A 25,791-nucleotide genomic window follows, 5' to 3' on the forward strand; every position below is an offset into this window, starting at 1 on the left:
CTAATAATTAATCGCGACATATGTGCCATGGCTTGTGCCGATCGTACGATATTATCCCAGAGAAAGTGAAGAACGTATTTTTTCGATCGCCGCAGCTTCGTCGAGGATCACTTGTTCACCCGATTTCATATCTTTTACCGCGATGGTATTTGTATTTACTTCTTCCTCCCCCACTAGCCATACAAAAGGTATGCCTTTGCCATTCGCGTAGCTCATTTGCTTTTTTAATTTTGAAGGTTCGGGATACATTTCGGCTGCGATACCTTGTTCACGAAGACGATTCACCATCGGCAAGGTATGGCGTTCCAAACTTTTCTCGAAGTTACAGATGAGTACTTGTGTAGTGGCAGAAGACTGTTCAGGAAACAAGCCTAACTCTTCCAATACATCGTAGATCCGATCTGCACCAAAAGAGACGCCCACACCAGTTAGGTTTTTCAAACCAAACATGCTCGTCAGATCATCGTAGCGTCCGCCACCGCCGATACTTCCCATTTGCACTTCATTGGTTTTCACCTCAAAAATACAACCGGTGTAATAATTAAGGCCACGTGCTAGTGTAATATCTACTTCTACAGCGTTAGAAAGTACTTCACCGGTGGTATCTAATGCGGCGATGTACGCAAAAACTTCTTCTAATTCTGCTACACCGGCCAAGCCAACGGATGAGGAAGCCAATACTGTTTTTAAGGCTTCTAACTTCTCTGTATTCGTACCGGATAATAGGATAATTGGCTCCAAGACTGTCAAATCCTGATCCGTAAAACCACGCTCTAGAAGTTCTTTATTAACGCCTTCTAAGCCAATTTTATCCAATTTATCTATAGCCACCGTCATATCGACGATTAGTTCTGGCTTGCCAATCACTTCGGCAATTCCAGAGAGAATTTTGCGATTATTGATCTTAATATCGAAGTCCGACAAACCTAACGCGCGCAGCGCTTCGTGGTAAATGAGCACAAACTCGGCTTCGTTAAGCAAAGATGGGGATCCCACGACATCGACATCGCACTGGTAAAACTCGCGATAGCGACCACGCTGCGGACGATCTGCGCGCCATACTGGCTGGATCTGAAAACGTTTGAAAGGTAACGTGATATCATTCTGGTGCATCACAACGTAGCGTGCAAATGGCACAGTTAGATCGTAGCGTAATGCTTTTTCTGAAATCTGCGGAACGAGCTTTAGCGAATTTTTGTCTGCTAATAAATCTGCCGATGCTTTGGCCAAATAATCACCCGAATTCAGGATTTTGAAGATCAACCGATCACCTTCTTCGCCATATTTACCCGTTAGCGTAGATAAGTTTTCAAAAGAAGGAGTTTGTATTTCGTTGTATCCGTATTTGCGGAAGATCGCGCGTAGCGTATTGAAGATATGATTACGCTTCTCCATCTCTACGGGAGAAAAATCGCGCGTACCCTTTGCCAGAGTCGGTTTTACTTGTGCCATGGGGCAAAGGTAATAGAAGAAAGTGATATGTAAAAAGGTTTAAGCAACGAAGAAGGTCGCTTTATACCACATCTAGAATTTTGAGGTGCTCGCAAGCTTTTTCGGCAGCTAGCTTTTCGGCGCTTTTCTTATTGAAATCGCGACCTACACCGCACTCTTCACCATCCACCATTACGCGCACGGAAAACATTTTTGCGGTTTCACCTTCTGGGTTTGCGGTTGGTTCGAAGGATACTTCTTTATTATTATGCTGGCACCATTCGATCAGACGGCTCTTGAAATTTGTCTCCGTCATTTCCAGAGTATGGATATCCACATGGGCTTTTACGATGCGTTCCAATAGTAGTTCGCGCGTAAATTCATAGCCTTTATCCAGATATACTGCGCCAATTAATGCTTCAAATGCATCTCCAAGTAATGAACCTTGCTTGGCAGAAAAATGAATTAAACGCTTATCGTATTCGATCAATTCATTCAGTCCTAGCTTGCGAGAAAGCTGGTTGAGGTTGGCGCGAGACACAATTTTAGAGCGCATCTCCGTCAAAAAGCCCTCGCCTTTGTACGGATACAGTTTAAATAAAAGCTCTGCGATCACCGATCCTAAAACGGCATCCCCCAGAAACTCTAATCTTTCATTGCTGTTTTTTACTCCTTCTTTGATCGCTACCGCCACCGACTTGTGCCGAAAAGCCATCTGATAGAGTTTGATATTACCAGGTACGAATCCTAGTATATTCTTCAGCTTCTTGTAGTATTTCCGTTTGGGAGAAAGGTATAATTTGTAAACGTTAAGCGCCATGCACAATCCTTAAAAAGAAATAGGTAGTCTCGTTTCGAAGACTACCTACCAAATTCTTTATTACTTGTATAAAATAACCATTACGCTTTATACTTTTTGACAATGATGGAAGCATTGTGCCCTCCAAATCCAAAAGTATTACTAAGAGCGACGTTAACAACCCGTTTTTGCGCTTTGTTAAAGGTAAAATTCAATTTACTATCGATCTCTGGATCATCGGTAAAGTGATTGATCGTTGGCGGGACAATATCGTTCTGCACAGCAAGAATTGAAGCAATGGTTTCTACAGCACCTGCAGCACCTAACAGGTGACCAGTCATTGATTTTGTAGAACTCAAGTTCATTTTGTAAGCGTGCTCACCAAATAGACCAAGAATAGCCTTTGGTTCACTCAAATCACCAACTGGAGTCGATGTGCCGTGAAGGTTGATATAATCAATGTCCGTAAAATCGAGTTCAGCATCTTTGACAGCCATCTCCATAGACAATTTTGCACCTAATCCTTCTGGGTGTGAAGCCGTGATGTGATGTGCATCAGCACTCATACCACCACCAACTACTTCAGCATATATCTTCGCTCCGCGTGCTAAAGCGTGCTCAAGACTTTCTAAAATGATTGCACCAGAGCCTTCGCCCGACACAAATCCGTCACGATCTTTATCAAACGGACGTGAAGCCGTTGATGGATCATCATTACGTGTAGACAATGCATGCATCGCATTGAAACCACCAATTCCCGCTTCGTTAACTGTGGCCTCGGAACCACCAGTGATAATAACGTCTGCACGACCTAAACGAATGTAGGTAAATGCATCAATCATCGCATTGGTTGCTGAAGCACAGGCAGAAACTGCTGAAAAGTTGGGTCCGTGAAGACCGTAACGCATTGAAATATGGCCAGGAGCTATATCAATAAGCATCTTAGGTATGAAGAAAGGATTAAAACGTGGCGTTCCATCACCCTTCACATAGTTTGCCACCTCTTCTGTAAAAGTCGTCAAACCACCAATACCTGCTCCCCAAATTACGCCAATTCGATTTCTGTTTAGTTTCTCAAAATCTAAATTAGCATCCTTTACCGCTTCGTCTGTAGATGCGATGGCATATTGCACAAACGGATCTACTTTACGTGCTTCTTTTCGATCCATATACTTATGTGGATCGAAGCCCTTTACTTCACAAGCAAATTGGGTCTTGAATTTTGATGCATCAAAATGTGTAATAGGAGCAGCGCCACTTACACCATTTATCAAACCTTCCCAATATTCTGGGACGGAATTGCCAATAGGTGTAAGTGCGCCTAATCCTGTAACAACTACTCTTTTAAGCTCCATTAAATATGCTTGGCCTAATAAAAATGTTAGTTAACGTTCTTTTCTAAATAAGTGATAGCTTGACCAACTGTACTGATGTTTTCTGCTTGATCGTCTGGAATAGCAACGTTGAATTCTTTTTCAAATTCCATGATCAATTCTACAGTGTCAAGTGAGTCTGCACCTAAATCGTTTGTGAAAGAAGCTTCAGGTGTAACTTCATTTTCATCAACACCTAATTTTTCAACGATAATAGCTTTTACTCTTGATGCGATATCTGACATGATTCTCTAATTTAATTGTTTAATAAATCTGTGCAAAGAAAAATAAATTTACTCAAAAATCAAACTCCGATTTTGAGAAATACAAATAAAGAACAATTCAGCTGCGCTGTTGTTTTGCAGGATGTGTCTTTCACAGACTATAGACACTCAATTATAGGGATTAATTTACTTCTTCGCAACTTTAAATTACCTAAACAATCAAATAACATAAATATAAATCGATAGCGCCAAGCGGTTCGCGACTAAAATAGTACCTTTGTGCGTCCACCAAATGTCGGCAACTTGTGAGTAAAGTTACTTTTAAACTGGAAACAGATTTTGATCTGGAGTTGGATTTTGTACTGATTGGCCTTAGTTCTTCGCTCCGCGATTATCGCCTATGCCATTTTGTAAACAAGCATACCAACCTGCAGCTCACTCACGGCAAAGAGGATTATATTGACCACAAAGGTATTCCAAAAGAGAAGTCGCGCAATGAAATGGACTACCATATTATCTACGAGCAGAAGCGGGGAAAGACAGCAACAACACAACACTTCAAGACTTTTCGATATGTGAATACCACTTACGATCACGAATATTATCTGATTAGTAATCGTGGCGAAGAAGGTGGTTTACTCATACCCGAAGCACCTAACTTTGATTATTTCATCTTAATCAAACATTTTATTGACCAAGATGATTTAAAAAATTTAATCGATAGCTTAAAGAGTGTCGTAGACATACTGCTCGTAAAAGAAATAGATCCAATAATATTGAAATCCAAAGAAAATCTGATATTTTAGCGATTTATTAAAGTGTAATTGATACACTTATATAGCAAGCGATTGCAAGACATTTGCCTTACTTTCACTGCTATTATTACAAGAATTGATTTAAAGAAACATAAATAATAAAGTAAATGGAAAAGCTCAAAAAGCGCACCAAGATTGTCGCCACAATAGGCCCTGCTTCAGCCAACAAGGAAGTTCTGACTCGTTTGATTGCTAAAGGTGTCGATGTATGTCGTCTTAACTTCTCTCACGGTGCGCAAGAGGATCATTTGAAAGTGATCAACACAATCAATGAGATCAATCAGGAAAATCCATTTAATGTTGGTATCCTAGCCGACCTTCAAGGTCCGAAAATCCGGATCGGAAAAATGAAAGAAGGTGGTGCTATTTTGGTGAATGGTAGCCGTGTAGAAATCACTACTCAGGAGAAAATCGGCGACGAGAATAGTATTTATATTACGTACCAAAACTTCCCGAACGATGTGAAGGAAAATGAGGTCATCTTGTTGGACGATGGTAAATTACAACTTCGTGTCATCTCTACTAACCGTAAGGATACCGTAACTTGTACGGTAGTACATGGTGGTATCTTGACTTCTCGTAAAGGTGTAAACCTTCCAAATACGAAAGTATCTATCCCTTCGCTAACAGAAGAGGATTTGGATAACTTAGACTTTGCCTTAGATCACGGTGCTGACTGGATCGCGATGTCATTCGTACGTTCGGCAGATGATATCATCCAATGTAAAGAAATCATTGCTAAGAAAGGTTCTCAAGCGAAAGTTATCGCTAAAATCGAGAAACCAGAAGCCATCGAAAATATTGACGCCATCATCGCAGAGACGGACGCCATCATGGTAGCACGTGGTGACCTCGGTGTGGAGCTTCCGATGGAAGAAGTACCAGGTTTGCAGAAAATCATTGTACAAAAATGTCGTGATCTTTCTAAACCAGTAATCATCGCAACGCAAATGTTGGAAACGATGACGACTACACCACGCCCTACGCGTGCAGAAGTAAATGACGTAGCAAACTCGGTATTGGATGGTGCTGATGCCGTGATGTTAAGTGGAGAAACTTCAGTAGGTGAATTCCCAGAGATCGTAATCGAGACCATGGCGAAAATCATCACACACGTAGAATCTACTTCATATCCTTATTATAGCGATAAAGAGAATGGTGAGTCAGTAAACATTACAAAAGTAGCTGATGCTATTTGTAACAGTTCTATTTTCTTGGCAGAAAAAACAAATGCTTCTGCGATCGTAGCCATGACTTCATCTGGATACACCGCATTAGAAATTGCAAGTTTCCGTCCGAATGCAGATATCTATGTGTTCACGGGCAACAAGAAATTATTGACTACGCTAAGTTTGGTTTGGGGTGTACAGACTTTTATCTACGATAAATTTGAAAGTACAGACGGTACGATCCAAGATGTGAATGATTTGCTAAAAGAGCACAAATTGGTAAATCCTGGACAGATTGTGATCAACACATCTTCTACGCCATTACATGCTAAAGGCAGAACGAATACGATCCGCGTTTCTGAAGTTCAGTAATTCGAGATATTCGTATTATTAATACTATATTTAAACAGTCACCAAGGTTTGCCTTGGTGACTGTTTTAGTTTAATATGGTCGCGCCCCCGATAATCCCCTGTGCTAAACGCTGTTAAATTGTGTTAAAGTCCCTGCAGACCGCATTTGCCTAATTATTTTTGCAACTATGAAGAAGAGAAGTATTACGTTAATCATTTGGTTCATGTCTATCGCACTGCTTGGTGTGATGGCCATGCAATACTTCTTTATCCGCCAATCGTACATTCAGAAATCTCAAATCTTTGACGAGAGCGTCAAGGCTTCTTTGTCGGTCGTAGCCAATAAGATAGAACGCCAAGAGGTATATGAATACACGAACAAACAAGCGAAATTAAATCAGAAAAAATTTGCGGAAGATCAAAAAATACAACGAGAAAAGGAGATTATCCTGGCCGAACAAATTGCCTTGCAAGATGAGATCAACAAGCTTAGGGTAAAGAACTTTGATGCGCGCGACCGCTATAGAAACGAAGAGGAAGATCTAAAACGGAATTTTCCAAATGCCGCATACGTCAGCAATACCTTCTTTGAAACCTATGTCCGCAGAAAAGATTATCATCACTTAATTACCTTCTCGATCGAGAAAAGTTACGATATTTTAGACCCGACTTTACCCACCATTTCTACCGTGGTAGGTGCCAGCAAACGCATTGCCGAAGTGGCAGGTCGCGATGATAGTACGCGTTTCATCATTCCGATTGTGAACGATGCTACGCTGCAAGTTCACTCTTTTGCTTGGGCCACTTTGCCGCCTACGGAAGATGCAGCTACGCGAATGCGCTTGCAGGAAGTCGAGCAAAAACTGAAAGATCTGAATTTCCGAAAGCTTTCGGTCGCGACCAACTTATACGATACGATCGCCATTTTGGGTGGTAAGGACAATAAAGTGATGGAAGATATCACTGCCAGCATCGCCATGTCCAAGCGTCCGCTGAAAGAAAGGATCAAAACAGATCTAGCGATGCATTACCTGCAAGAAGAATTACATAATCGCGGCATTGTATCGCCGTTTTTAATGGAGATTCGATCCAGCCCTAGTGCTCCACTCATCATTCAGGCCGCATCTCAGATGGACAATGAGAATCTTTTGCCTATAAAAGATGTTGTTGGTTACAGTACGGCACTATTTCAAGGCGATCAAGGAAAATCTCCGGGTTTGCTCTCCATTTATTTCCCCTACAAAGACAGTCATATCGCCGGCAATATGACCTTCATGGTGATTGCCGTGCTCGCTTTGCTCTCCTTATTAGTAGGTTGTTTTGCATATACGCTCACCATCATTTTTAGACAGAAAAAGATCTCTGAGATGAAGACCGATTTCATCAACAATATGACGCACGAATTCAAAACGCCTGTAGCAACCATCATGATTGCCAGCGAATCGCTGCGTGATAAGGAGATCGCATCCAATGAGAATCGGGTAGCCAAACTCGCTAATATCATTTATGATGAGAATGTACGATTAGGTTCTCACATTGAGCGCGTGCTCAATATTGCACGCTTAGAAAAGGAAAATCTGAATATCGAGCGTACCAAGGTGCATATGAATGCGTTGGTATCGAATGTATTAGAAAGTATGCACTTGCAGATGGACAAAGCTGATGGCACCTTACAGATTGATCTAGCGGCGACGGAAGATGTGGTGATTGGCGATGAATTACACCTTTCTAATGTGATCTTCAACTTGCTGGATAATGCCATCAAATACAGCAAGGACACACCGCACATCACCGTAAAATCAATCAACACAAAGCATAGCATTACCATTTCGGTAGCAGATAAAGGTGTGGGCATGTCTAAAGAGCATCAGGAAAAGATCTTTGAGCAATTTTATAGAATACCTACCGGTAATATCCATAACGTAAAAGGTTTTGGATTGGGGCTTAGTTATGTGAATAACATTATTAAGATCCTACATGGCAAGATCTCTGTAAAAAGCGAAAAAGATAAAGGCACACAATTTGAGGTGACATTACCACTTCATGCTACCAACAGCACAAGCTAAGCTTGATTATCAATACATATTAAAACGAACTTATGTCTCAAAAAATACTACTAGCAGAAGACGATCCCAACCTAGGCGATCTCTTAAAAGATTATCTCGAACTCAAGGGAAAGTTTGACGTGGTGCTGTGCAAAGACGGTATCGAAGCACTGGAAGCATTCCGCAAAGGCGAATTTGATCTGTGCATCTTCGATGTGATGATGCCTAAAAAAGACGGATTCTCCTTGGGTAAGGATATCCGCAAGGTGGATCAAACCGTACCGATTATCTATGCTACAGCCAAAGGCATGATGGAAGACAAAACACAGGCCTTTGAATTGGGTGGAGATGATTATATCACCAAACCCTTTCGGGTGGAAGAATTATTGTTGCGCATCAATGCGCTTTTAAAGCGCTCGTCTCGAGAGAAAGACGATGAAACGCCAGACAAATTTGAAATCGGCGGTTATTTCTTTGACTACACCAACCAAGTGATCTCGTACAAGGGACAACAGCAGAAATTGTCTACCAAAGAAGCGGAGTTATTACGTTTACTTTGCTTGAAAAAGAATGACGTGCTCACACGCGAAGAGGCTTTGGTGAAAATCTGGCACGATGACAATTATTTCACCGGCAGAAGTATGGATGTGTTTTTGAGCAAGCTTCGCAAATACCTGAAAGAAGATCCGAATGTAGAAATTGTCAACGTTCATGGCAAAGGATATAAACTTTTGGTAAGCTAATCCATTTTTCATTGCTCTTTTCGCAAGAAATTTGGAATTTATACATTTGTTACATAAGTTTGTGGTGCTTATAGAGAAAGGCAGAGGGAATAGACCCGATGAAGCCTTGGCAACCTGTCACTTGGACAAGGTGCTACATTCTACTCTTACCCTTTACGGGAGCGATAAGAGAAAGATAAGCTGAAGTCACTGTTTCTGGTGCCCTTCTCTGATAGCAAAGTATTACATCCGAAAAAAAATTAGAGAAATAAAACTATGTTAACGACAAACAACTTAGGTTACCCAAGAGTAGGACCTTTCCGCGAATTAAAAAAAGCGAACGAGGCATATTGGGCAAAAAAAATCAGCCAAGAAGAACTTCTACATACCGCAAAAAGCATCCGTGAAGCCAACTGGAAATTGCAACAAGACAATGGCTTTACGTTGATCCCTTCGAATGATTTTTCATTCTACGATCAAGTATTGGATTTGTCGCTTACCATTGGCGCTATTCCTGCGCGTTACCAATCGCTTTTAAACAAAATCGATGGTGATTACAGCTTAGACCTATATTTTGCTTTGGCAAGAGGTTTCCAAGCAGAAGGCGTAGACGTTACGGCGATGGAAATGACCAAGTGGTTTGACACCAACTACCATTACATGGTGCCTGAATTCACTAAGAATCAGGAATTCAAATTAACTTCTGAAAAATTCTTAAAAGAATACAACGAAGCTAAATCATTGGGCATCGAGACCAAACCGGTGCTAATCGGACCAATCACATACCTTTTGTTGGGTAAAGAAAAAGAAGAAGGCTTTGATCGCATCGACCTAATCGAGCGTTTGTTGCCAGTATACGAAGAGATCGTTTCCAAATTAGCCGCTGCTGGTGCACAATACATACAGATTGATGAGCCGTACTTGGCGTTGGATATCGACGAAAAAGTAAAAGGATTGTACAAAACAGTATTCGAAAAGTTGAATGCTGCAGCGGGCAATACCAAATTGATCGCGACTACTTACTTCGAGGCATTAAAAGACAACGAAGATTTAGCACTAAACCTTCCAGTTCACGCATTACACATTGATTTGGTACGTGGCGAAGATCAATTGGATACTATTTTGGCGAAAGTTCCTGCTTCACTAACACTTTCTTTAGGTGTGGTAGAAGGGCGTAACATTTGGAAAAATGACTATGAAAAATCCTTAAGCAAGATCCAACAAGCAGTAGATGCATTGGGCAAAGACCGCGTTTGGGTAGCTCCAGCTTCTTCCCTATTGCACGTGCCATTTGATTTGGACAATGAGACAAATGAAGAATCTCTTCCTGCGGAGGTTAAAAACTGGTTGGCATTTGCTAAACAAAAATTAGCCGAGGTAAAAGATCTGGCTACTTTAGCTGATGGTGATGTTGATGCAGAAACACAAAAACGTTTCGAAAGCAACAAAGCGGCTGCCGAAAGCCGTCGTACATCGCCACTAATCCACAAACCAGAAGTAAAAACACGTACGAGCAACATTACCGATGACGATGCAAAACGTACTTCGGTATTTGCAGATCGTAAGGCAGCACAACAAGAGAAATTCAATCTTCCAGCGTTTGCAACCACCACGATTGGTTCATTCCCTCAAACGAAGGACGTCCGTAAATGGCGTGCTGATTTGAAAAAAGGCGCTATCTCGCAGGAAGAATACGATAAAGCAATTGCAGAAGAAACAGAAAACACGATTCGCTTGCAAGAGCAGTTAGATATCGACGTATTAGTACACGGCGAATTCGAACGTAATGACATGGTAGAATATTTTGGTGAGCAATTAGCTGGATATGCTTTCACGCAATACGGTTGGGTACAATCCTACGGTTCTCGTTGTGTAAAACCTCCGGTTATTTATGGAGATGTTTATCGCCCAGCAGATATGACGGTACGTTGGTCTGCTTACGCACAATCGTTGACAAACCGTCCAGTAAAAGGGATGTTGACCGGACCAGTTACAATCTTGCAATGGTCATTCGTTCGTAACGACCAACCACGCTCTACCACGACTTACCAAATCGCTTTAGCGATCTTAGACGAGGTACAAGCTTTGGAAAAAGCAGGTATCAAAATCATCCAAATCGACGAGCCAGCTATCCGTGAAGGATTACCTTTGCGCAAAGCCGATCAAAAAGATTACTTGAACTGGGCTGTACGTGCTTTCCGGGTTTCTTCTTCGAATGTAGATGACGATACACAGATCCACACGCACATGTGTTATTCGGAGTTCAACAATGTGATTGAAGATATCGCCGCGATGGATGCAGACGTTATTACGATCGAGACTTCTCGTTCTCAGATGAAATTATTGAACGCTTTTGCGGGTGATTTCAAATACCCGAACGACATTGGTCCTGGTGTTTACGATATCCACTCGCCACGCGTGCCTAGTACTGATGAGATGGTGGAGCTATTGCGTAAAGCAAAAGCCGTAGTGCCAGCGGAACAATTGTGGGTAAACCCTGACTGTGGATTGAAAACTCGTGCTTGGCCAGAAACTAAAGCGGCTTTGGAATCGATGGTAGAAGCAGCTAAAATTTTACGTGCGGAGTAATCCTCCCCTCGTTAAAATGTAGATCATATCAATAACCCCGAGACGGCAAGCCGTTTCGGGGTTATTTTTTTGTTATCCAAAAACCGTATTTCACGCAACAAGATCAAACATTATGCTTAGCATCTTGTTCTTATAGGTAAACAAAACTATTATGAAAAGATTTATACCAATGGCGCTGCTATTTACGCTTGCCGCCACTCTATTGACAAGTTGTGAAGCCATCGAAGGAATTTTCAAAGCAGGTATGTGGACAGGCGTGATCATAGTGGTCGCTGTCGTTGCACTCATCATTTGGATTATCTCCAAAGTAGCTGGTGGAAAGAAATAATATCAGCCAACGAGGCATTTAAGAATAAGAGCGGCCTGATCAACAAAGTTGATCAGGCCGCTCTTCGTTTAACCCAACACTTAGCAGCTTAGAACAATATTTCTCTCTCAATCTCAAAGTCGAATTAGGAATTATGTCTACTTTGATCGTAGCTTTGCATTTTTAATTGAGATCATATCATCAGCATGGCGATAAAGCGCGGTACAAAAAATAGCAAAAAGAAAAAGGTAAGCAAAAAGCAGAACAAGATCCTTTGGTGGGCTGTGCGTATCTTTCTCGGCATGGTCGCCTTTAGCTTCCTTTGGGTAATTGCTTTACGTTTTATTAATCCGCCGATCACGTATCTGATGATCAAGCGCGGATTTGAATGGCAAGCGCAAGGCAAAGGTTTTAAGATTGACAAAACTTGGTTGCCTTACGAGGACATGTCTGATAACCTCAAGAAAGCAGCTTTGGCTGGTGAAGATGCTTTTTTCATGACGCATCATGGCTTTGACACCAAAGCCATCGAGCAAGCTATAAAACGTAATCAATCGGGTGATGCACTGCGTGGCGGCAGTACAATCAGTCAACAAGTGGCCAAGAATGTTTTTCTTTGGCCAGCGCGATCTTGGTTTCGCAAAGGCTTGGAAACTTACTTTACTGTCTTGATTGAATTATTCTGGTCGAAGAAACGGATTTTGGAGGTGTATCTCAATGTCATTGAGATGGGACAAGGTGTATATGGTGCTGAAGCTGCATCACATTATTATTATGGTAAATCGGGCAAAAGTTTGAGTCGTAAGGAAGCAGCGCTAATCATCGCGATATTGCCTAACCCACGCAAATGGGATGCACGCAGACCATCAGCTTACGTCAACCGACGTGCAAATAGCATTGTCCGCTACCTCAATCATTACAAGATTCCAGAATAAAAAAAGCCCGCTGTTGCCTGATCTGGAGATCAGGCAACAGCGGGCTAGCTATCTTAGTTTGTGTTGCGTGTTTCTAGCGTTTGTCGACGGTAAGCACGGCCGCTTGATTACCGGCGCTCACATCTACGGTTAGCACATACGTACTGCCCGCTTCTAATGCTGCGCCCGTCGTGATGCCCAAGTTACCAGAATCTCTGCCATTGGTACCATCACCGATAAAAATCAATTCACTTTCGGTACGGATATGTGTGCCACCAAACTCACCGCCCCAACCTTTCTGGTGGAAAAACTTAAAGTTGATGTTATCAGCACGCATGGATTCGCCGCCTACTACCGTTACGCGGTAGCGTTTGTTTCCGATTGGCGCCATACATAATGCTTTTTCCGTTGTCCAACCGACTTGATTAGCCAAGTTTGGTTTTCCGATGCCTTCTCCGATAATCCAAATCGCTCCTGTTCCATCGGTATTTAGCTTCGCTAATTGCCCCGCTTGCATAGCTTCGATAATAAAATATTTACGCACGAAGTCAGCCGTAATACGATAAGTTCCATTCATCGCATCAAAACGATATTCGCCATTTTCCTGACGGATATAATCCGCATCGATCGACCAATCTGCTAAATCCGCAATGCCATCAATGCGCAGCACTTGATCTTTCTGCAATGATAAGTCAGCCGTATACAATTCTTCTCCCGATAACAGAAGATCCACATCGTTGATGCTATAGCTCAAGAATGGTCCTGCTGCATAATTCATCGTATTGAAGGTGATCGGATACACCCCATCAGAAAGGTACGAGAAGGAGATTAGGCTGTTAGTGCCTTGTGTAATTTTATCACCGCTGTAGCCAAATTGCAGCACATTGCCATGCGCACCAAAAGCCGGTGCTTCGATGTAGCCTTTCAATTTCATTGGAAATTCTTTCTCCACCGTATACTGATAAAGCGCCGTTCTACTCATTTCGTGTCGCGTTCCGTCTTCTGCCACCAGCGTAAGGTGCGGATAATCTGGACGTTGCAGCGGCACCGCAATTTGCTCTTCGCTTGTTCCTTTGTTGATGTTTTGCAACACCAATTTGATGGTAGCAGCGCCATTCGGGATTTCGGCATAATATGGCGCAAATAGTTTGCCTTCGTAGCGACCATATTCTTTCGTACGAATAGTCGTTTCCGACACGATTTCGTCCCCGTAATACAAATAGGCTTTTAACGTGGATAAAGGTACACCACTGCCATCGCTGACGTCTACACTAAACTGTAGACTGTCTGCGAAATAGGCTGTTTCATAAGTGGTATGTAGGGTCATTTCTGGACTGCCGTCCATCGCAGATTGCTCTTTCTGGCAGCTTGTGGTCGCCATAAGAGCGATCACGCATCCGATCAAAAAACTATATCTTTTCATACGAATTCTTATTTACTCCATTGGTAAGAAACCACGGAATTGGCTGGTACAATGTGTGTGAAATGCTTATCACCATCACTAAATGTGACCGATGTATCTACCGAATTGCTGTTGGCCAATACAATCGCAAAGCTATTATCCGGATTGCGGAATGCGCTATGTATGATCCCCTCTGGCGTTTTTCCTTTTGAACCAATGCGAACCGCACCTGATTTCACCACAGCCGAAAGATGACCTACGACGAAGTAATGCGAGTTTTTCTTGATAGTACGGTAATCCGAGTCAATATCTACCGCACCATAGCAAGTAAGACAACCGCCTTCACGCGTCGGGCCGCGATCCGCATCCAACATCAAGTTCCACACGATTACACCGCGGCTCCAGTTGTTGATCGTTCCTAAGCCAACTTCACGCATATCGGCGATTAACTGCGTACTCAACACATTTCCGTTGTTCCACGTACCGATCGATGTTTCAGAAAAGATCAATTCTTTGTCTGGTGCTTTGGCATGAATATCCAACAACTCACTGCGATCGCCACCATAGTTATGATACGCCGCTCCCGCAATGTATTGCGACGCTTCAGCATCTTCATAGATGCGGACTGGGTAACTTTGCTGATCGGCCATATTATCATAGTTGTAGTTATGATCGTAGGCATAGATCTTCGTTTGCAAGCCTGCACCGCGCAATTTAGGGCCTAAAGCTTGCTTGATGAAATCGCGCTGCTCTTCCCACTTCATCACCATCGAAGCAGAATTCAAGTGATTCAATGGCTCGTTTTGTGGCGTGATGGAATGGATACGAATGCCTTGTGCTTCCATGGCTTGAATCCATTTTACGAAGTACGTTCCATAATCTTGGTAATGCGCTGGATTAAGGTGTCCACCTGTCCAAGATGTGTACGGAGCACGCTCTTGCAGGTTATTGACCTTCATCCAAAGTGGCGCTGTCCATGGCGAACCCATCACTTTGATATCTGGGTTGATCGCCAAGATCTCCTTCATCACGGGGATTACATATTCTAGTTCTTCTTTTTGCAAAGCAAAATTCTCGATGCCCGGTTTGTCATTCAGCGTGTATTCGCTAAGCGAAAAGTCTGAACAGCCAATGGCAATACGCACATAGCTCTGTCCCATTCCTTCGGTAGTCGAGAAGGTTTCTTTCAAGAACTTCGTACGATCTGCCGCAGACATTTTTAATAGGTTGTACGCCGAAGATCCGGTGATGGCTGCGCCAAAACCATCCATGGTCTGGTAAGTTTGCTGCGGATCTAAGAATAAGGTATTAGGCGATAGATTGTCATTCGCACTAAAATTGAGGTACGTTTTCTTGAATTCCTGAATACGGTATCCGGAGGTTACGTATAAGGTCACATCGCCAGAAGTGGGCTCGGGCTCTGGCATCATTTCGGTGAATGAACTCTCCGAACCACAGGAAAGCATCAGCAGAAATCCTAAAGAAAATTGTAGCATCATATGTCGTTTTATCATGGTTATCATTATTTATGGGTTAATAGCCTGGGTTTTGGTTTAGCTTTAAATTCTGATCCAATACGCCTTGCGGAATAGGCAATAAGTAGGAATCGCTACCGAAAGAATATACCTGCGGACGGCGACCGGTATCGCGACCGTATACGCTATTCATCACTTCTTCTACCTTTTCCCAGCGCACGAGGTCAAACCAACGTTCGCCTTCAAAAGCCAATTCTAGGCGTCTTTCTTTCATCAGAGCTTGTAGCAATTGATCGCGATTGTTGCGCACCGCAGCAGGCAATACGGGTAAATCAACGCGTTGTCTTACTTGGTCGATGATCGCTGCAGCTTCGGTCAGGTTCGCAGACGGCCCGAGTAACAACGCTTCTGCTTTCAGCAACAGGATATCCGCATAGCGGTATTTGATAATGCTATTGAATGCCGAACGCGTTTTGAACATGAATGGGTAATTGTTGGATGGGTAATAGTTGCTCCAACCCGCCGCATAATACACCACCGATTCGCGGAAGCGTACTTCATCATTCTCCGCTTGGAATACACGAATCAAATCGCGCGATGGCGTGATCCATTTGGCCCAGGAGAATTGATTATTGTAGTTGGACAAATCACGACCCAGCATCCAAGTGACCCAATTGCCGCTACCGGCAAAGAATTGTGCTTCTAAGATCGATTCGCGTGTATTGCGCATTTTGGCATCGGTATTATTGGCATTCATGCCAAATAGGTTGCTAAAATCTTCTTCCAAACCGAAGCCATCTGCGGCAAGCTGATCCGCATATTGTACCACTTTTGCATAATCGCGTAATGGTTTTTCGGCGTACACTTTCGCTAACAATGCTCTAGCAACTGATTTGGTAAACAGCGTTTTGTTGGCTGGATTATTGGCAGGGGCATACTCTACGGCTTCCAATAGATCCTTTTCAATTTGCTGATAGACTTCTTCGGTCGTATTTTGATCAGGGAAGTAATCATTGTATACATCGGTAATATTTTCGGAGGTAATGTCGCGACCTTCGATCGTAACGACTGGCACATTGCCCCAAATACGCACCATATCGAAGTACACCATGGCACGAAAGATCTGTGCCTCGGCTTTGTATTGTCTGCGTTCTGCACTAGTCAATGACGCGTCGGTTACCGAGTCGATATTTACGATCAATCGGTTGGCTCTCGCCACATCCACCATATAACGATCCCAATCTCTGCCCAATACCGAGTTGGCGCCATCTATAGCATTGTTCTCGAAAGGTAATACCTCTGCGCCCGTCGTGCCGGCATACGCATTATCCGAATGACTTTCGGCAAGCAGCAACAAGTCCAAATACCAATGTTCTTGTCGGTCGCGCATTTGCTGGTAGATGGTTTGCAAATGACTAAGCACCGCGGCTTTGTCTCTGAACACCACCTCGTTTCCTTTTTCGTCGATTCCCTCGGTCACATCAGAATAGCTATCCAACGGATCAAGCCCTAGAGAGCAGCTGCTGGTTACCAACACACCTGCCAGTAGGATTATCGTATATATTTTCTGTATCATCAGATTTATGTTTTATGCCAATTAAAAATCAATGTTTACACCAAGCACGTACGACTTTGTCTGCGGATATGTTCCCCAGTCAATTCCTTGTACTGCACCACTATTTCCCCACTGATTTACTTCTGGATCCATACCGCTATAGTTGGTCCAAGTCAATAAGTTGGTCGCCGAGATAAAAGGCTGCAAGCGCGTGATACCCATGCGTGTCAATTTATCTGCTTGAATATTGTACGAGAAGGATAGGTTTTTCAGACGAAGGAAACTGCCATTTTCAATAAAGTAAGTCGAATTACGCATAGTGTAATTTGCCCGTGGCACATCTGTAATTTGGCCTGGCACTTGCCATCTGTCCAATACGCGTGTGGACTGGTTTTTACCATCGTACATACCTTCCATCTCCATACGCGAAGCATTGAAAATATCATTGCCATACGATCCTTGTAAGAACACGGATAGATTGAAACCTTTGTAGCTGAAATTGTTGGTCAGACCGAAAGTAAACTTAGGATTCGGATCGCCGATAAACGTACGGTCGCTCGGTGAGATTCTGCCATCTCCATTCAAATCACGGTAGATCATATCGCCCGTTTCAGGATCAACCCCATCGGCGATATAGCCAAAGAAACGACCTAAAGGTTGTCCTGGAGTATTACGAACTACAGGTTCATTCACCACTTCGGAGGTATTCGCTGTGTTGTAAATCTGTTGCAATTCCAATTTCTCTAGGCGGTTTCTGTTGAACGAGATGTTGAAATCTGTTGTCCACATAAAATTCTGTACCAGGTTGCGACTGCTGACATTGAATTCCATACCGCGGTTCAGCATTTCGCCTTCGTTTCTCACTAAAGAGTTCGCTACCGAAGCTCCGGCTGGCAGCGTTACATACATCAACATATCGCGGGTGTACTTGTGGTACAAGTCAAAATTCACCGTCAATCGGTTGTCGAAACCCGTAAAGTCAATACCCAAGTTGGTCTGCGTGGTAGTTTCCCAATTCAAATCTCTTGTTCGAAGATTCGCCTGATTGATTAGCGGCAAAGCATTTTCGCGACCAGTCTCAAACCAAGGTTGGCGCTGGATATTGTACAACTGCAAGTAAGCATAATCTCCTACGCCCGATTGGTTACCCGTTTGTCCCCAGCCACCGCGGATTTTCAAATCATTTAGCCAAGACACGTCAGCCAGAAAATCTTCAGCTGATAATCTCCAAGCGGCCGACATGGATGGGAATACACCCCAACGATAATCCGGATGTAGTTTGGAAGACCCGTCTGCACGTATATTTCCGGTTACGATATATTTACCATCGTAATTGTAGGTAGCTCGCGCAAAGTAAGATATGATCGCCCATTGCGAAGCGCCCGTTCCAGTATTATTCCAAGCGATCTTGTTTGCCGCATTTAATGTCTGGATGTAATCATTGATGAAGTGTGAACCATTGATCCAGCTGTTTTGGTATTGCGAGCTCGTCCATGAACTTCCGGCCATTGCTTCAATCTGGTGTTTGTCGAAACGTTTGTTATAATTCAATACATTGTCGAACGTCAGCACGGTATTCATATTACGCGAGTCCGAAGCGTTACCAAATTGAGTACGCCCCCACTGGGTCGTGATTGGATCTAAGAAAGTGGTCGTCAATCCATTTCTGCGGTCGATCGCGAAAAGCGATTTAAACGTTAGATCCGGCGTAAACAAGATCGTAGCGCTACCGGATCCTACTAAGCGGTTTTCACGCGTTTTGTTGTTACGCGTGCGCTCCATATTCTCCAGCGGATGAGTGATATTGCCCACACCGTAGAAGTTGTTATAGTATTGCCTCGGAAAATCTGGATTCCAGATTGGCGCATAGGTCGGCGTATTGATGACCGATAGAATCACACCACCGCGATTAGCGCCTGTACCGCTGATAATACCATTATCAGTATTGTCCGAATAGCTCACGTTCGCATTAATCTTCAACCAATCGCGTACATTGTTTTCAATGTTTGCGCGGAAGTTATAGCGTTTGAAAAATGCCGTGTTTAACACTCCTTTCTCGCCCAAATAACCACCAGAAAGGTGATAGCGCAATTTCTCGGTGCCATCAGAAATCGATAGCTGATAGTTTTGTGTCAAGCCATTTTTATAGGTTTCGTTGAACCAATCTGTCTGATCGGTAAGACCAGATGGCACATTGACTACACCAATCTCTTGTTGCAAATCGCGGTATTGTGCCGCGTTGAGCACATCAATGCGGCTGGTGACTTGATTGATTGTTCCTAAGGCATTCAAAGCGATCTTCGCTTGGCCAGCGCGGCCTTGTTTGGTGGTGATTAGGATTACCCCATTCGCTGCGCGTGAACCATAGATCGCTGCCGAAGATGCATCTTTCAATACCTGCATATCCACAATATCGGTGGGCGCTAAAAAGTTGATATTATCTACGGGAACATTATCGACAACATACAATGGATCATTGCTTCCGTTAAAAGACGTAGCTCCACGAATACGAATGGATGTTTGTCCGCCAGGCGTACCGCTGGTTTGCACGACCGATACTCCGGCCGCTCTACCTTGGATCGCTTGTGCAGCCGATACGATCGGACGCTCTTCCACATCTTCTAATGATACAGAAGAAATCGCCGTGGTTACATCTTTACGTTTGACCGAGCCGTAGCCGATCACGACGATATCTTCTAATGCTGTCTCGCCAACCGCTAGTGTGATCGTCATCATATTGCCGGAAATCGGTAATTCTAATGATTGGAATCCCATAGCAGTGACAGATACGCGTGCAGAATTTCCGGGACTGGTAAAACGGAAATTACCGGTTTCATCTGTACTGGTCGATCTGCCGCCAGGCAGCAAAGAAACGGTAGCACCTGAAATGCCAGAACCATCTGCCGCGGATACGACCCGCCCTTCCAATGCCGGACGATCCTGCGCCTGCACGGAAAGGAAGATCCATATCCCAATAAAGGAAAGAATAAGTCTTGTTACTTTGAACGATAACATAAGTATGAATTAAATGGTCTTGTAGTTTATAATATGAAAAGCTTGTGTTACCACTTCCCTTTTCTGGTTATGACAAAGGTATCCACAAAAGGAGGCAGATATTACCTATTGAGTGAGTAGTATTCTCAAAAAGTAACCAAAAGTAAATTTTAAATAATTAATTATCAGATATTTAACAAATTATGACTCAGCAAAAAAGTAACCTGATATTATCGCGAAGAAGTGGTATTCAGCTCTTCATTGCCGATATTCATGAGTAGTTTTTCAAATTGATCTTTGTCGCCGGCCACCTTATTTCTGGTCTTCACCCGATAGTTGTACACGGTACGTAGCGAGTAACGTAGGAAGCCTGCAATCTTCGCATTATCGGTAATGCCGAGGCGAATCAGCGCATAGATGCGCAACTCTGAGTTGAGGTGTTCGTTGTCCTTCAACACAATCTGCTCTTCGGGCAATAGCAGTTTGTTGAATTCGGCCACGAAGGTGGGGTACAGATTGATGAAGATAATGTCGAAGTTGGTGTACAGATCTTCCAACTCCGCTTTGAGGTAATCGTTGGATTGCAATTCCTTTTTCAGATCTCGCGTATCTTGTTGCACGACTTTTTTTAAAATCTCTTTGCGCATCACATCCATCTTGTGGATGTAGGTGGAGCAGATATCGAAAAACTGCGCAATGTAGGCTTCCTTAATATGATCAGACTCCTGCAATCGGGTGTTGGACGAAAGGAGTTGGAGATTGAGCTCCCGCAATTGATCATTGGTCTGATCCAATGCTTTTCGAACTCGCCGCAGGCGAATCATTTGTCGGTAAATGAATAGCACACCGCCCAGCAGCACGACAGATAGTAAGCTGATGGCGATCAACAGCTGAAGTAGCTGTTGTTGTTGTTCTTTCTCTTTGTCGATAAATGCAGCGTGGATGATAGGATAAAATGTGGAACTTTCGATAGTTCGGAATCGCACATTGCTGAATACCGCATCATTAATAGCGCGTTCTATATACAATCGTGCGCGATCTACATCGCCTTGCTCATAATAGCTCAGCGCAAGACTTTGCATAGACGCATTATCGCGAATCACATTTTTGATATCGGCAATGCCCGACATAGCAAAATAAGCCGTTTGTGCTTTCATATCACCGGTTTCACGATAGATCAATCCTAGCAAATAGGTAATCAAAGCACGATCTTGGTGCGCATCATCCAAGCTATCGCACAAGCGATGCAATACCGGCTTGGCCGCGGCATAATCTTTGGCATACACCGTTTTAGTAACCCACGCTACCTGATACGGGAGCGATTGCTGATCCATAACAGAAAGCATGGAATCGCGGTAACGCTCGCTTTCCTGAAAATACGCCCGATTGTTACTGCTCAAGCCATAATTACTGTAGAAGGTCAGCATGGCTTGATAATAGCGCTCGGCTAAGTTTTGAGGTACTCCGCGTTGAGATAAATCGTCCAGCAGTTTTTTGGCTTCGACAAATTTACCTCCAGCCGATAACAGCGTAGACATCGCAATCTGCGATTCTTGTCGCTTAAATTCGTCTTCCAATTTTTCGGCGATGGCTACATTCTGCTTCATGTACAGCGCCGCAGAATCGATCTGATATTTCCGATAGGCTTCGTATAGGCGTGTATTATAATCGTACTGCTTGGACAGGTCATTGCCAGCGCGCGATAGATCCTGCTGAATAGCTTGAATATGCTTCTTCTTGATGGCTTCATAATGATCGGCACGCAGCATTACTTCGTCTAGCGCCGCTTGTATAGAGTCTAGGTTTTGACTTTTTGCCTGTCCGACAAAAAGCAGTATAAAGAAAATAAACCCAAACCCTTTCATGGCTATTCCGCTGTTTTTGTCCAATCGTTCATTCCCCCAAAATACACTTTCAGGTTCGTAAATCCTTTCGCTTGCAAGAAGGAAGATGCAATCGCTGCGCGATCACCACTTTGACAATAGAGCGCAATAGGACGCTCTTTTGAAATTTGCGTCAATTGTTTAGACATCGTACCGACAAATACATGTTGTGCCCCGTCTATATGTCCTTTTTTATATTCATCGGCATTGCGCACATCCAGCAATTGCAAGTTCGGTTCGGTATCAATCAATTGCTTCAGCTGCGCTTTATCGACTACTTCGGTCTTGGCTGTTGCTAGTGATGCTATCTCAGATGGTTCAATAAATCCTGCGACGTGATCCATACCAATGCGCATCAGTTTGCGAAGCGCGTCTTCCAGCTTGCTTTCTGTGATGATTAAGACAATAGGTTGCTCATAATTCAGCATCCAACCACTCCAAGTCGCAAAAGAATTATTAAGCTGTATGTTCAACGTCTTCGGCACGTGAGCTGCTGCAAATTCAAGCTTATTGCGCACATCTACTATTTGCGCATCTTGCTTTTGATACGTTTCGAATTCTTCTAAGGAAAGTTTGGGTATTGCAGGCACTTCTAGTAGCAAAGGGCGTTCGCCTTTGTTGCGCATCTTCATTTCTTTGAAATAAGTCGGCGCTGCCGGTTGTCCATCCAGTAATCTTTTAACGAAGTCTACTTCACTGGATTCTTCCAAAGCCCAATTCCGCAATTTCTCATATCCAACTGTACTATTCGGCACCGCACCTAAAGCTTTTCCGCAAGAAGAACCCGCACCGTGGCCTGGCCACACCTGCACAAAACCTGGCAGGTTGACAAAACGTTGCAAGGAAGCGTACATCTGGGCTGCGCCCCATTCTTTTGTTCCGGCGATTCCAGCAGCCACTTCCAATAAATCTGGCCGTCCAACATCACCCACAAATACAAAATCGCCAGTGAAGATCATCACTGGATGAGTGGTAGCAGGATGATCAATGAGCAGTAAGCTAATACTTTCTGGGGTATGACCCGGAGTATGAAGTATTTCAAACGTCAGGTTGCCCAACGTAATGACATCACCATGTTTCAAGCCGTGGTGTGGAAATTGATATTGCCAGTCGGCTCCGCCTTCATCCGAAAGATACATGGTAGCGCCTGTAATAGCGGCCAGCTCCCGCGTTCCGCTCAGGAAATCGGCATGAATATGTGTCTCCACTAATTTGGTAATTCGGAGATTATTTTGCTTCGCAATCTCCAAATAGGTATCTACATCTCGCTTAGCATCGATCACGATCGCCTCACCATTGACTTGACAACCTATTATATAACTGGCCTGTGCCAGACTCTTATCATAAACCTGCTGAAAAAACATACCAGATTCCCTTAATTATAAAACCATTTCTCTAACAAATATATAGATGCCCATGCATAGTACAAACCATCCAAAGCCTACCTTCAACTTTTGACCATCGATTTCTTTTGCAATCCTTGCTCCAATAAAAATACCCAGGATGGATAGAAAGGAGAAGAGTAGTAATAAGGGCCAATTGATGGGATGATCATCGATCTCCCAATAACCCAAAAATCCTATCAAGGAATTAAAGGCGACAATAAACAACGAAGTGCCAATGGCACGCTTCATCTCCATTCGAGCGGAAACTACCAAGGTGGGGATAATCAAAAATCCACCGCCAGCACCGACCATTCCGGTTACCAAACCCAGAACAATGCCCTTGAAGAATACAGTGACGTAATTGAATTGCTGATGTTGCACAAAATCCTCTTGTGGCCGATTGCGAATCATGGAAAACGATGCCAACAACATCACCAATGAAAATAATACCATCACAAAAGTTTCTTTGGGCAACGCGCAGAGCGTATTCGCAAATAATACGTCTGGAATACTGGGCATGATGAAGGTACGCGTCGCTAACACCATGAAGATGGAAGGAATACCAAAATACACGACGGTCTTATAATCGACCATGCCCTCAAACGCCTTACGTAGTCCACCGACCAAAGCACTAGCCCCGACAATAAACAGGGAATACGCCGTGGCCGTAAGCGGATCGATTCCAAGGAAATAGACTAAAATCGGTATCGTTAATATTGATCCTCCGCTACCAATAAGACCCAATGAGACCCCAATTAAGATAGCTAGAGCATAGGCGAAAAACTCCATCATCGAAGGCGAAGTTATTTCTTTTTTGCGCAATCAACTAATTAACTATCAAATATTTAAAATGATAAACTATATAGATTTGGTGGGGTAAAAATTAATCTAGCAGGTTGGTCCATCTTCGCAAGGATTCAATCGCTGACTTTCTTCCGAAATCCAAAGAGACTTTTACGTTCGTTCTCAAAATAATATAGCATATGATATTTTATACAATATTGAAATTAATAAAATTAAATATATATCTTTATTAAAAATAAAATTAATTTATTATGAAAAAATTAAAATCAAAATCTAGAACTCTAATTCTTGCAAGCATTTTATGCCTGTGTGGATTGAGCATCATTAATCTCGGTTTTTCAAGATTTACTGATCATAACGAAAAATTGACTTCACGATTTAACCTAAGCAAAACTGATGCTCAAAGCTTATTTCGACAGATAATGTTTAGTAAAGGGGAGATCGTTGATTTCGTCCCAATACTACAAGATAGAAACGAAAAACTTAATAAGTTAGATAAGAAAGCTATCTTAGAGATTGCAAGAATTGAAGACTTTGTTGTATCGAGAATAATGACGACCAATGTCAATTTTTTTCATGAATTTAAGGAAGCGATGATATCTAAAAATCATCTTTCAATTAAAGAAAAGTTGATTGAATCACGCGACCTAATAATAGATGCTGGAAAATATTTAAATCCACTTCCTAGTGCCAGCCTAGATACTTACGAGAACTTAAAAAATGAAGCAAATTCTAATGAGCTGACTAATCCTTTATTTGGAAAAATTAGAAGCGAAGAATGTTTTAGACCTGAAAGTACAACACAACCTTTTGCTGGTGAGGCTGGCTTATCATTCGTTTATGATTCTGTGGTTGTTGTAACGTCAGTATTTTTCCTTGAACAAGAGATGGAAGTGATGGCACTTGACTCCAAGCCTCTTGAGCTTGATCAACTAGTAAAGAGTATTACTAATATTTAAGGCCAAGTGCGAAGGCTATGCATTTCCTGAACATTTGATATTCAATTAATATATCAATAAATTATTTGGTAGTGAAGCATAGTTGCTAGCGCTTCATCTTAATATAGTATCACATTATCCCTTTCAAATATTTAAGTTTCGTTTCAGCGAAGCCTTATCATGGAGGTAAGGCTTCATAATTATCTTTACTTGACAATTCATCGCTATTACTTAAATTAGATTGTAAGTGTCCCCAAAAAACAGACAGCTTAAAACTGAACTACAATGTTTAAATTTAAGTTGAAAATGAAGAAGACACGTTTTACAGAAACCCAGATTGTCCGTGCCCTTAAAGAGGGTGAAGAAGGACGTAGAGCAGAAGATATCTGTCGGGAACTAGGTATTAGCAAGGGCACTTTTTACAACTGGAAAAGCCGCTACGGAGGCATGGAAGTATCGGATGTGCAGCGTTTAAAAGAACTGGAGGAAGAGAATTCTCGTCTTAAAAAGATGTTTGCTGATTTGAGCGTTAATCATGAGATTTTAAAGGAGGTCATCACAAAAAAAGGCTGGGGCTCCGGGAACAAAAACAGTTAACCCAGGAACTAATCTTGGA

General features: G+C 42.8%; 19 protein-coding genes, 1 pseudogene and 1 riboswitch. Of the genes and pseudogenes, 9 read left to right on the plus strand and 11 right to left on the minus strand.

Annotation, left to right across the window (positions count from 1 at the left end; translation table 11 throughout):
* Positions 1–51: 51 nt before the first annotated feature.
* The 4 genes from hisS to DC487_RS12795 all read right to left on the minus strand — a co-directional run bounded on the left by hisS (position 52) and on the right by DC487_RS12795 (position 3,848).
* Positions 52–1,452: a histidine--tRNA ligase gene (hisS, locus tag DC487_RS12780; RefSeq protein ID WP_116776339.1), complete on the minus strand. Its 1,401-nt coding sequence runs from the start codon at positions 1,450–1,452 to the stop codon at positions 52–54.
* 61 nt (positions 1,453–1,513) lie between these two features.
* Complete coding sequence (gene rnc / locus DC487_RS12785) at positions 1,514–2,251, minus strand: ribonuclease III (RefSeq protein WP_116776340.1); 738 nt, start codon at positions 2,249–2,251, stop codon at positions 1,514–1,516.
* Positions 2,252–2,331: 80 nt separating this feature from the next.
* Positions 2,332–3,585 (minus strand): beta-ketoacyl-ACP synthase II, encoded by a 1,254-nt coding sequence (gene fabF, locus DC487_RS12790; RefSeq protein WP_116776341.1) that lies wholly within the window; start codon positions 3,583–3,585, stop codon positions 2,332–2,334.
* A 26-nt stretch (positions 3,586–3,611) separates the two neighbouring features.
* Complete coding sequence (locus DC487_RS12795) at positions 3,612–3,848, minus strand: acyl carrier protein (RefSeq protein WP_066754720.1); 237 nt, start codon at positions 3,846–3,848, stop codon at positions 3,612–3,614.
* Between the two features lie 284 nt (positions 3,849–4,132).
* On the opposite strand from DC487_RS12795, the gene DC487_RS12800 reads away from it, so the two are divergent.
* The 7 genes from DC487_RS12800 (at position 4,133) to mtgA (ending at position 12,760) form a co-directional block, all read left to right on the plus strand.
* Positions 4,133–4,633, plus strand: coding sequence for an IPExxxVDY family protein (locus tag DC487_RS12800; RefSeq protein WP_116776342.1), 501 nt, complete (start codon positions 4,133–4,135; stop codon positions 4,631–4,633).
* Between the two features lie 116 nt (positions 4,634–4,749).
* Entirely contained in the window at positions 4,750–6,183 is a 1,434-nt protein-coding gene (pyk, locus tag DC487_RS12805) for a pyruvate kinase (RefSeq protein ID WP_116776343.1), read from the plus strand.
* A gap of 167 nt (positions 6,184–6,350) precedes the next feature.
* Positions 6,351–8,228: a sensor histidine kinase gene (locus DC487_RS12810; RefSeq protein WP_116776344.1), complete on the plus strand. Its 1,878-nt coding sequence runs from the start codon at positions 6,351–6,353 to the stop codon at positions 8,226–8,228.
* A gap of 32 nt (positions 8,229–8,260) precedes the next feature.
* Positions 8,261–8,950: a response regulator transcription factor gene (locus DC487_RS12815; RefSeq protein WP_116776345.1), complete on the plus strand. Its 690-nt coding sequence runs from the start codon at positions 8,261–8,263 to the stop codon at positions 8,948–8,950.
* Positions 8,951–9,015: 65 nt separating this feature from the next.
* Positions 9,016–9,121, plus strand: a riboswitch (SAM riboswitch).
* Positions 9,122–9,205: 84 nt separating this feature from the next.
* Complete coding sequence (gene metE, locus DC487_RS12820; protein WP_116776346.1) at positions 9,206–11,518, plus strand: 5-methyltetrahydropteroyltriglutamate--homocysteine S-methyltransferase; 2,313 nt, start codon at positions 9,206–9,208, stop codon at positions 11,516–11,518.
* A gap of 151 nt (positions 11,519–11,669) precedes the next feature.
* Positions 11,670–11,846 (plus strand): hypothetical protein, encoded by a 177-nt coding sequence (locus DC487_RS17260; RefSeq protein WP_165799085.1) that lies wholly within the window; start codon positions 11,670–11,672, stop codon positions 11,844–11,846.
* 185 nt (positions 11,847–12,031) lie between these two features.
* Positions 12,032–12,760, plus strand: coding sequence for a monofunctional biosynthetic peptidoglycan transglycosylase (mtgA, locus tag DC487_RS12825; protein ID WP_116776347.1), 729 nt, complete (start codon positions 12,032–12,034; stop codon positions 12,758–12,760).
* 73 nt (positions 12,761–12,833) lie between these two features.
* Here mtgA and DC487_RS12830 read toward each other — a convergent pair whose 3' ends face one another.
* From DC487_RS12830 to DC487_RS12860, 7 genes are all read right to left on the minus strand, one after another.
* Positions 12,834–14,162, minus strand: a complete 1,329-nt coding sequence (locus DC487_RS12830; RefSeq protein ID WP_116776348.1) for a DUF5125 domain-containing protein — start codon at positions 14,160–14,162, stop codon at positions 12,834–12,836.
* Between the two features lie 8 nt (positions 14,163–14,170).
* Entirely contained in the window at positions 14,171–15,640 is a 1,470-nt protein-coding gene (locus DC487_RS12835; protein WP_239016379.1) for a glycoside hydrolase family 30 protein, read from the minus strand.
* 34 nt (positions 15,641–15,674) lie between these two features.
* Complete coding sequence (locus tag DC487_RS12840; RefSeq protein ID WP_116776350.1) at positions 15,675–17,192, minus strand: RagB/SusD family nutrient uptake outer membrane protein; 1,518 nt, start codon at positions 17,190–17,192, stop codon at positions 15,675–15,677.
* A 21-nt stretch (positions 17,193–17,213) separates the two neighbouring features.
* On the minus strand, positions 17,214–20,186 hold the full coding sequence (locus DC487_RS12845) for a SusC/RagA family TonB-linked outer membrane protein (RefSeq protein ID WP_116776351.1): 2,973 nt from the start codon (positions 20,184–20,186) through the stop codon (positions 17,214–17,216).
* 209 nt (positions 20,187–20,395) lie between these two features.
* Positions 20,396–22,030, minus strand: coding sequence for a DUF6377 domain-containing protein (locus tag DC487_RS12850; protein WP_116776352.1), 1,635 nt, complete (start codon positions 22,028–22,030; stop codon positions 20,396–20,398).
* A 2-nt stretch (positions 22,031–22,032) separates the two neighbouring features.
* Entirely contained in the window at positions 22,033–23,412 is a 1,380-nt protein-coding gene (locus DC487_RS12855; RefSeq protein ID WP_116776353.1) for an MBL fold metallo-hydrolase, read from the minus strand.
* Between the two features lie 15 nt (positions 23,413–23,427).
* Positions 23,428–24,225, minus strand: a complete 798-nt coding sequence (locus DC487_RS12860; protein WP_239016380.1) for a sulfite exporter TauE/SafE family protein — start codon at positions 24,223–24,225, stop codon at positions 23,428–23,430.
* 263 nt (positions 24,226–24,488) lie between these two features.
* Between DC487_RS12860 and DC487_RS12865 the strand changes: the two genes are divergently transcribed.
* Together DC487_RS12865 and DC487_RS12870 are read left to right on the plus strand one after the other, a co-directional pair.
* On the plus strand, positions 24,489–25,196 hold the full coding sequence (locus DC487_RS12865; protein ID WP_116776354.1) for a hypothetical protein: 708 nt from the start codon (positions 24,489–24,491) through the stop codon (positions 25,194–25,196).
* Between the two features lie 285 nt (positions 25,197–25,481).
* Positions 25,482–25,742, plus strand: a pseudogene (locus tag DC487_RS12870) (transposase); the annotation flags it as partial.
* Between the last annotated feature and the right edge of the window lie 49 nt (positions 25,743–25,791).

Source organism: Sphingobacterium corticibacter (assembly GCF_003076635.1).
GTDB lineage: Bacteria > Bacteroidota > Bacteroidia > Sphingobacteriales > Sphingobacteriaceae > Sphingobacterium > Sphingobacterium corticibacter.

Excerpts from the sequence above, each read along its gene's own strand:
- hisS (WP_116776339.1), bottom strand. The coding sequence starts at position 1,452 with ATGGCACAAGTAAAACCGACTCTGGCAAAGGGTACGCGCGATTTTTCT.
- rnc (WP_116776340.1), bottom strand. The coding sequence starts at position 2,251 with ATGGCGCTTAACGTTTACAAATTATACCTTTCTCCCAAACGGAAATAC.
- fabF (WP_116776341.1), bottom strand. The coding sequence starts at position 3,585 with ATGGAGCTTAAAAGAGTAGTTGTTACAGGATTAGGCGCACTTACACCT.
- DC487_RS12795 (WP_066754720.1), bottom strand. The coding sequence starts at position 3,848 with ATGTCAGATATCGCATCAAGAGTAAAAGCTATTATCGTTGAAAAATTA.
- pyk (WP_116776343.1), top strand. The coding sequence starts at position 4,750 with ATGGAAAAGCTCAAAAAGCGCACCAAGATTGTCGCCACAATAGGCCCT.
- DC487_RS12810 (WP_116776344.1), top strand. The coding sequence starts at position 6,351 with ATGAAGAAGAGAAGTATTACGTTAATCATTTGGTTCATGTCTATCGCA.
- DC487_RS12815 (WP_116776345.1), top strand. The coding sequence starts at position 8,261 with ATGTCTCAAAAAATACTACTAGCAGAAGACGATCCCAACCTAGGCGAT.
- metE (WP_116776346.1), top strand. The coding sequence starts at position 9,206 with ATGTTAACGACAAACAACTTAGGTTACCCAAGAGTAGGACCTTTCCGC.
- DC487_RS17260 (WP_165799085.1), top strand. The coding sequence starts at position 11,670 with ATGAAAAGATTTATACCAATGGCGCTGCTATTTACGCTTGCCGCCACT.
- mtgA (WP_116776347.1), top strand. The coding sequence starts at position 12,032 with ATGGCGATAAAGCGCGGTACAAAAAATAGCAAAAAGAAAAAGGTAAGC.
- DC487_RS12830 (WP_116776348.1), bottom strand. The coding sequence starts at position 14,162 with ATGAAAAGATATAGTTTTTTGATCGGATGCGTGATCGCTCTTATGGCG.
- DC487_RS12835 (WP_239016379.1), bottom strand. The coding sequence starts at position 15,640 with ATGATGCTACAATTTTCTTTAGGATTTCTGCTGATGCTTTCCTGTGGT.
- DC487_RS12840 (WP_116776350.1), bottom strand. The coding sequence starts at position 17,192 with ATGATACAGAAAATATATACGATAATCCTACTGGCAGGTGTGTTGGTA.
- DC487_RS12845 (WP_116776351.1), bottom strand. The coding sequence starts at position 20,186 with ATGTTATCGTTCAAAGTAACAAGACTTATTCTTTCCTTTATTGGGATA.
- DC487_RS12850 (WP_116776352.1), bottom strand. The coding sequence starts at position 22,030 with ATGAAAGGGTTTGGGTTTATTTTCTTTATACTGCTTTTTGTCGGACAG.
- DC487_RS12855 (WP_116776353.1), bottom strand. The coding sequence starts at position 23,412 with ATGTTTTTTCAGCAGGTTTATGATAAGAGTCTGGCACAGGCCAGTTAT.
- DC487_RS12860 (WP_239016380.1), bottom strand. The coding sequence starts at position 24,225 with ATGATGGAGTTTTTCGCCTATGCTCTAGCTATCTTAATTGGGGTCTCA.
- DC487_RS12865 (WP_116776354.1), top strand. The coding sequence starts at position 24,489 with ATGAAAAAATTAAAATCAAAATCTAGAACTCTAATTCTTGCAAGCATT.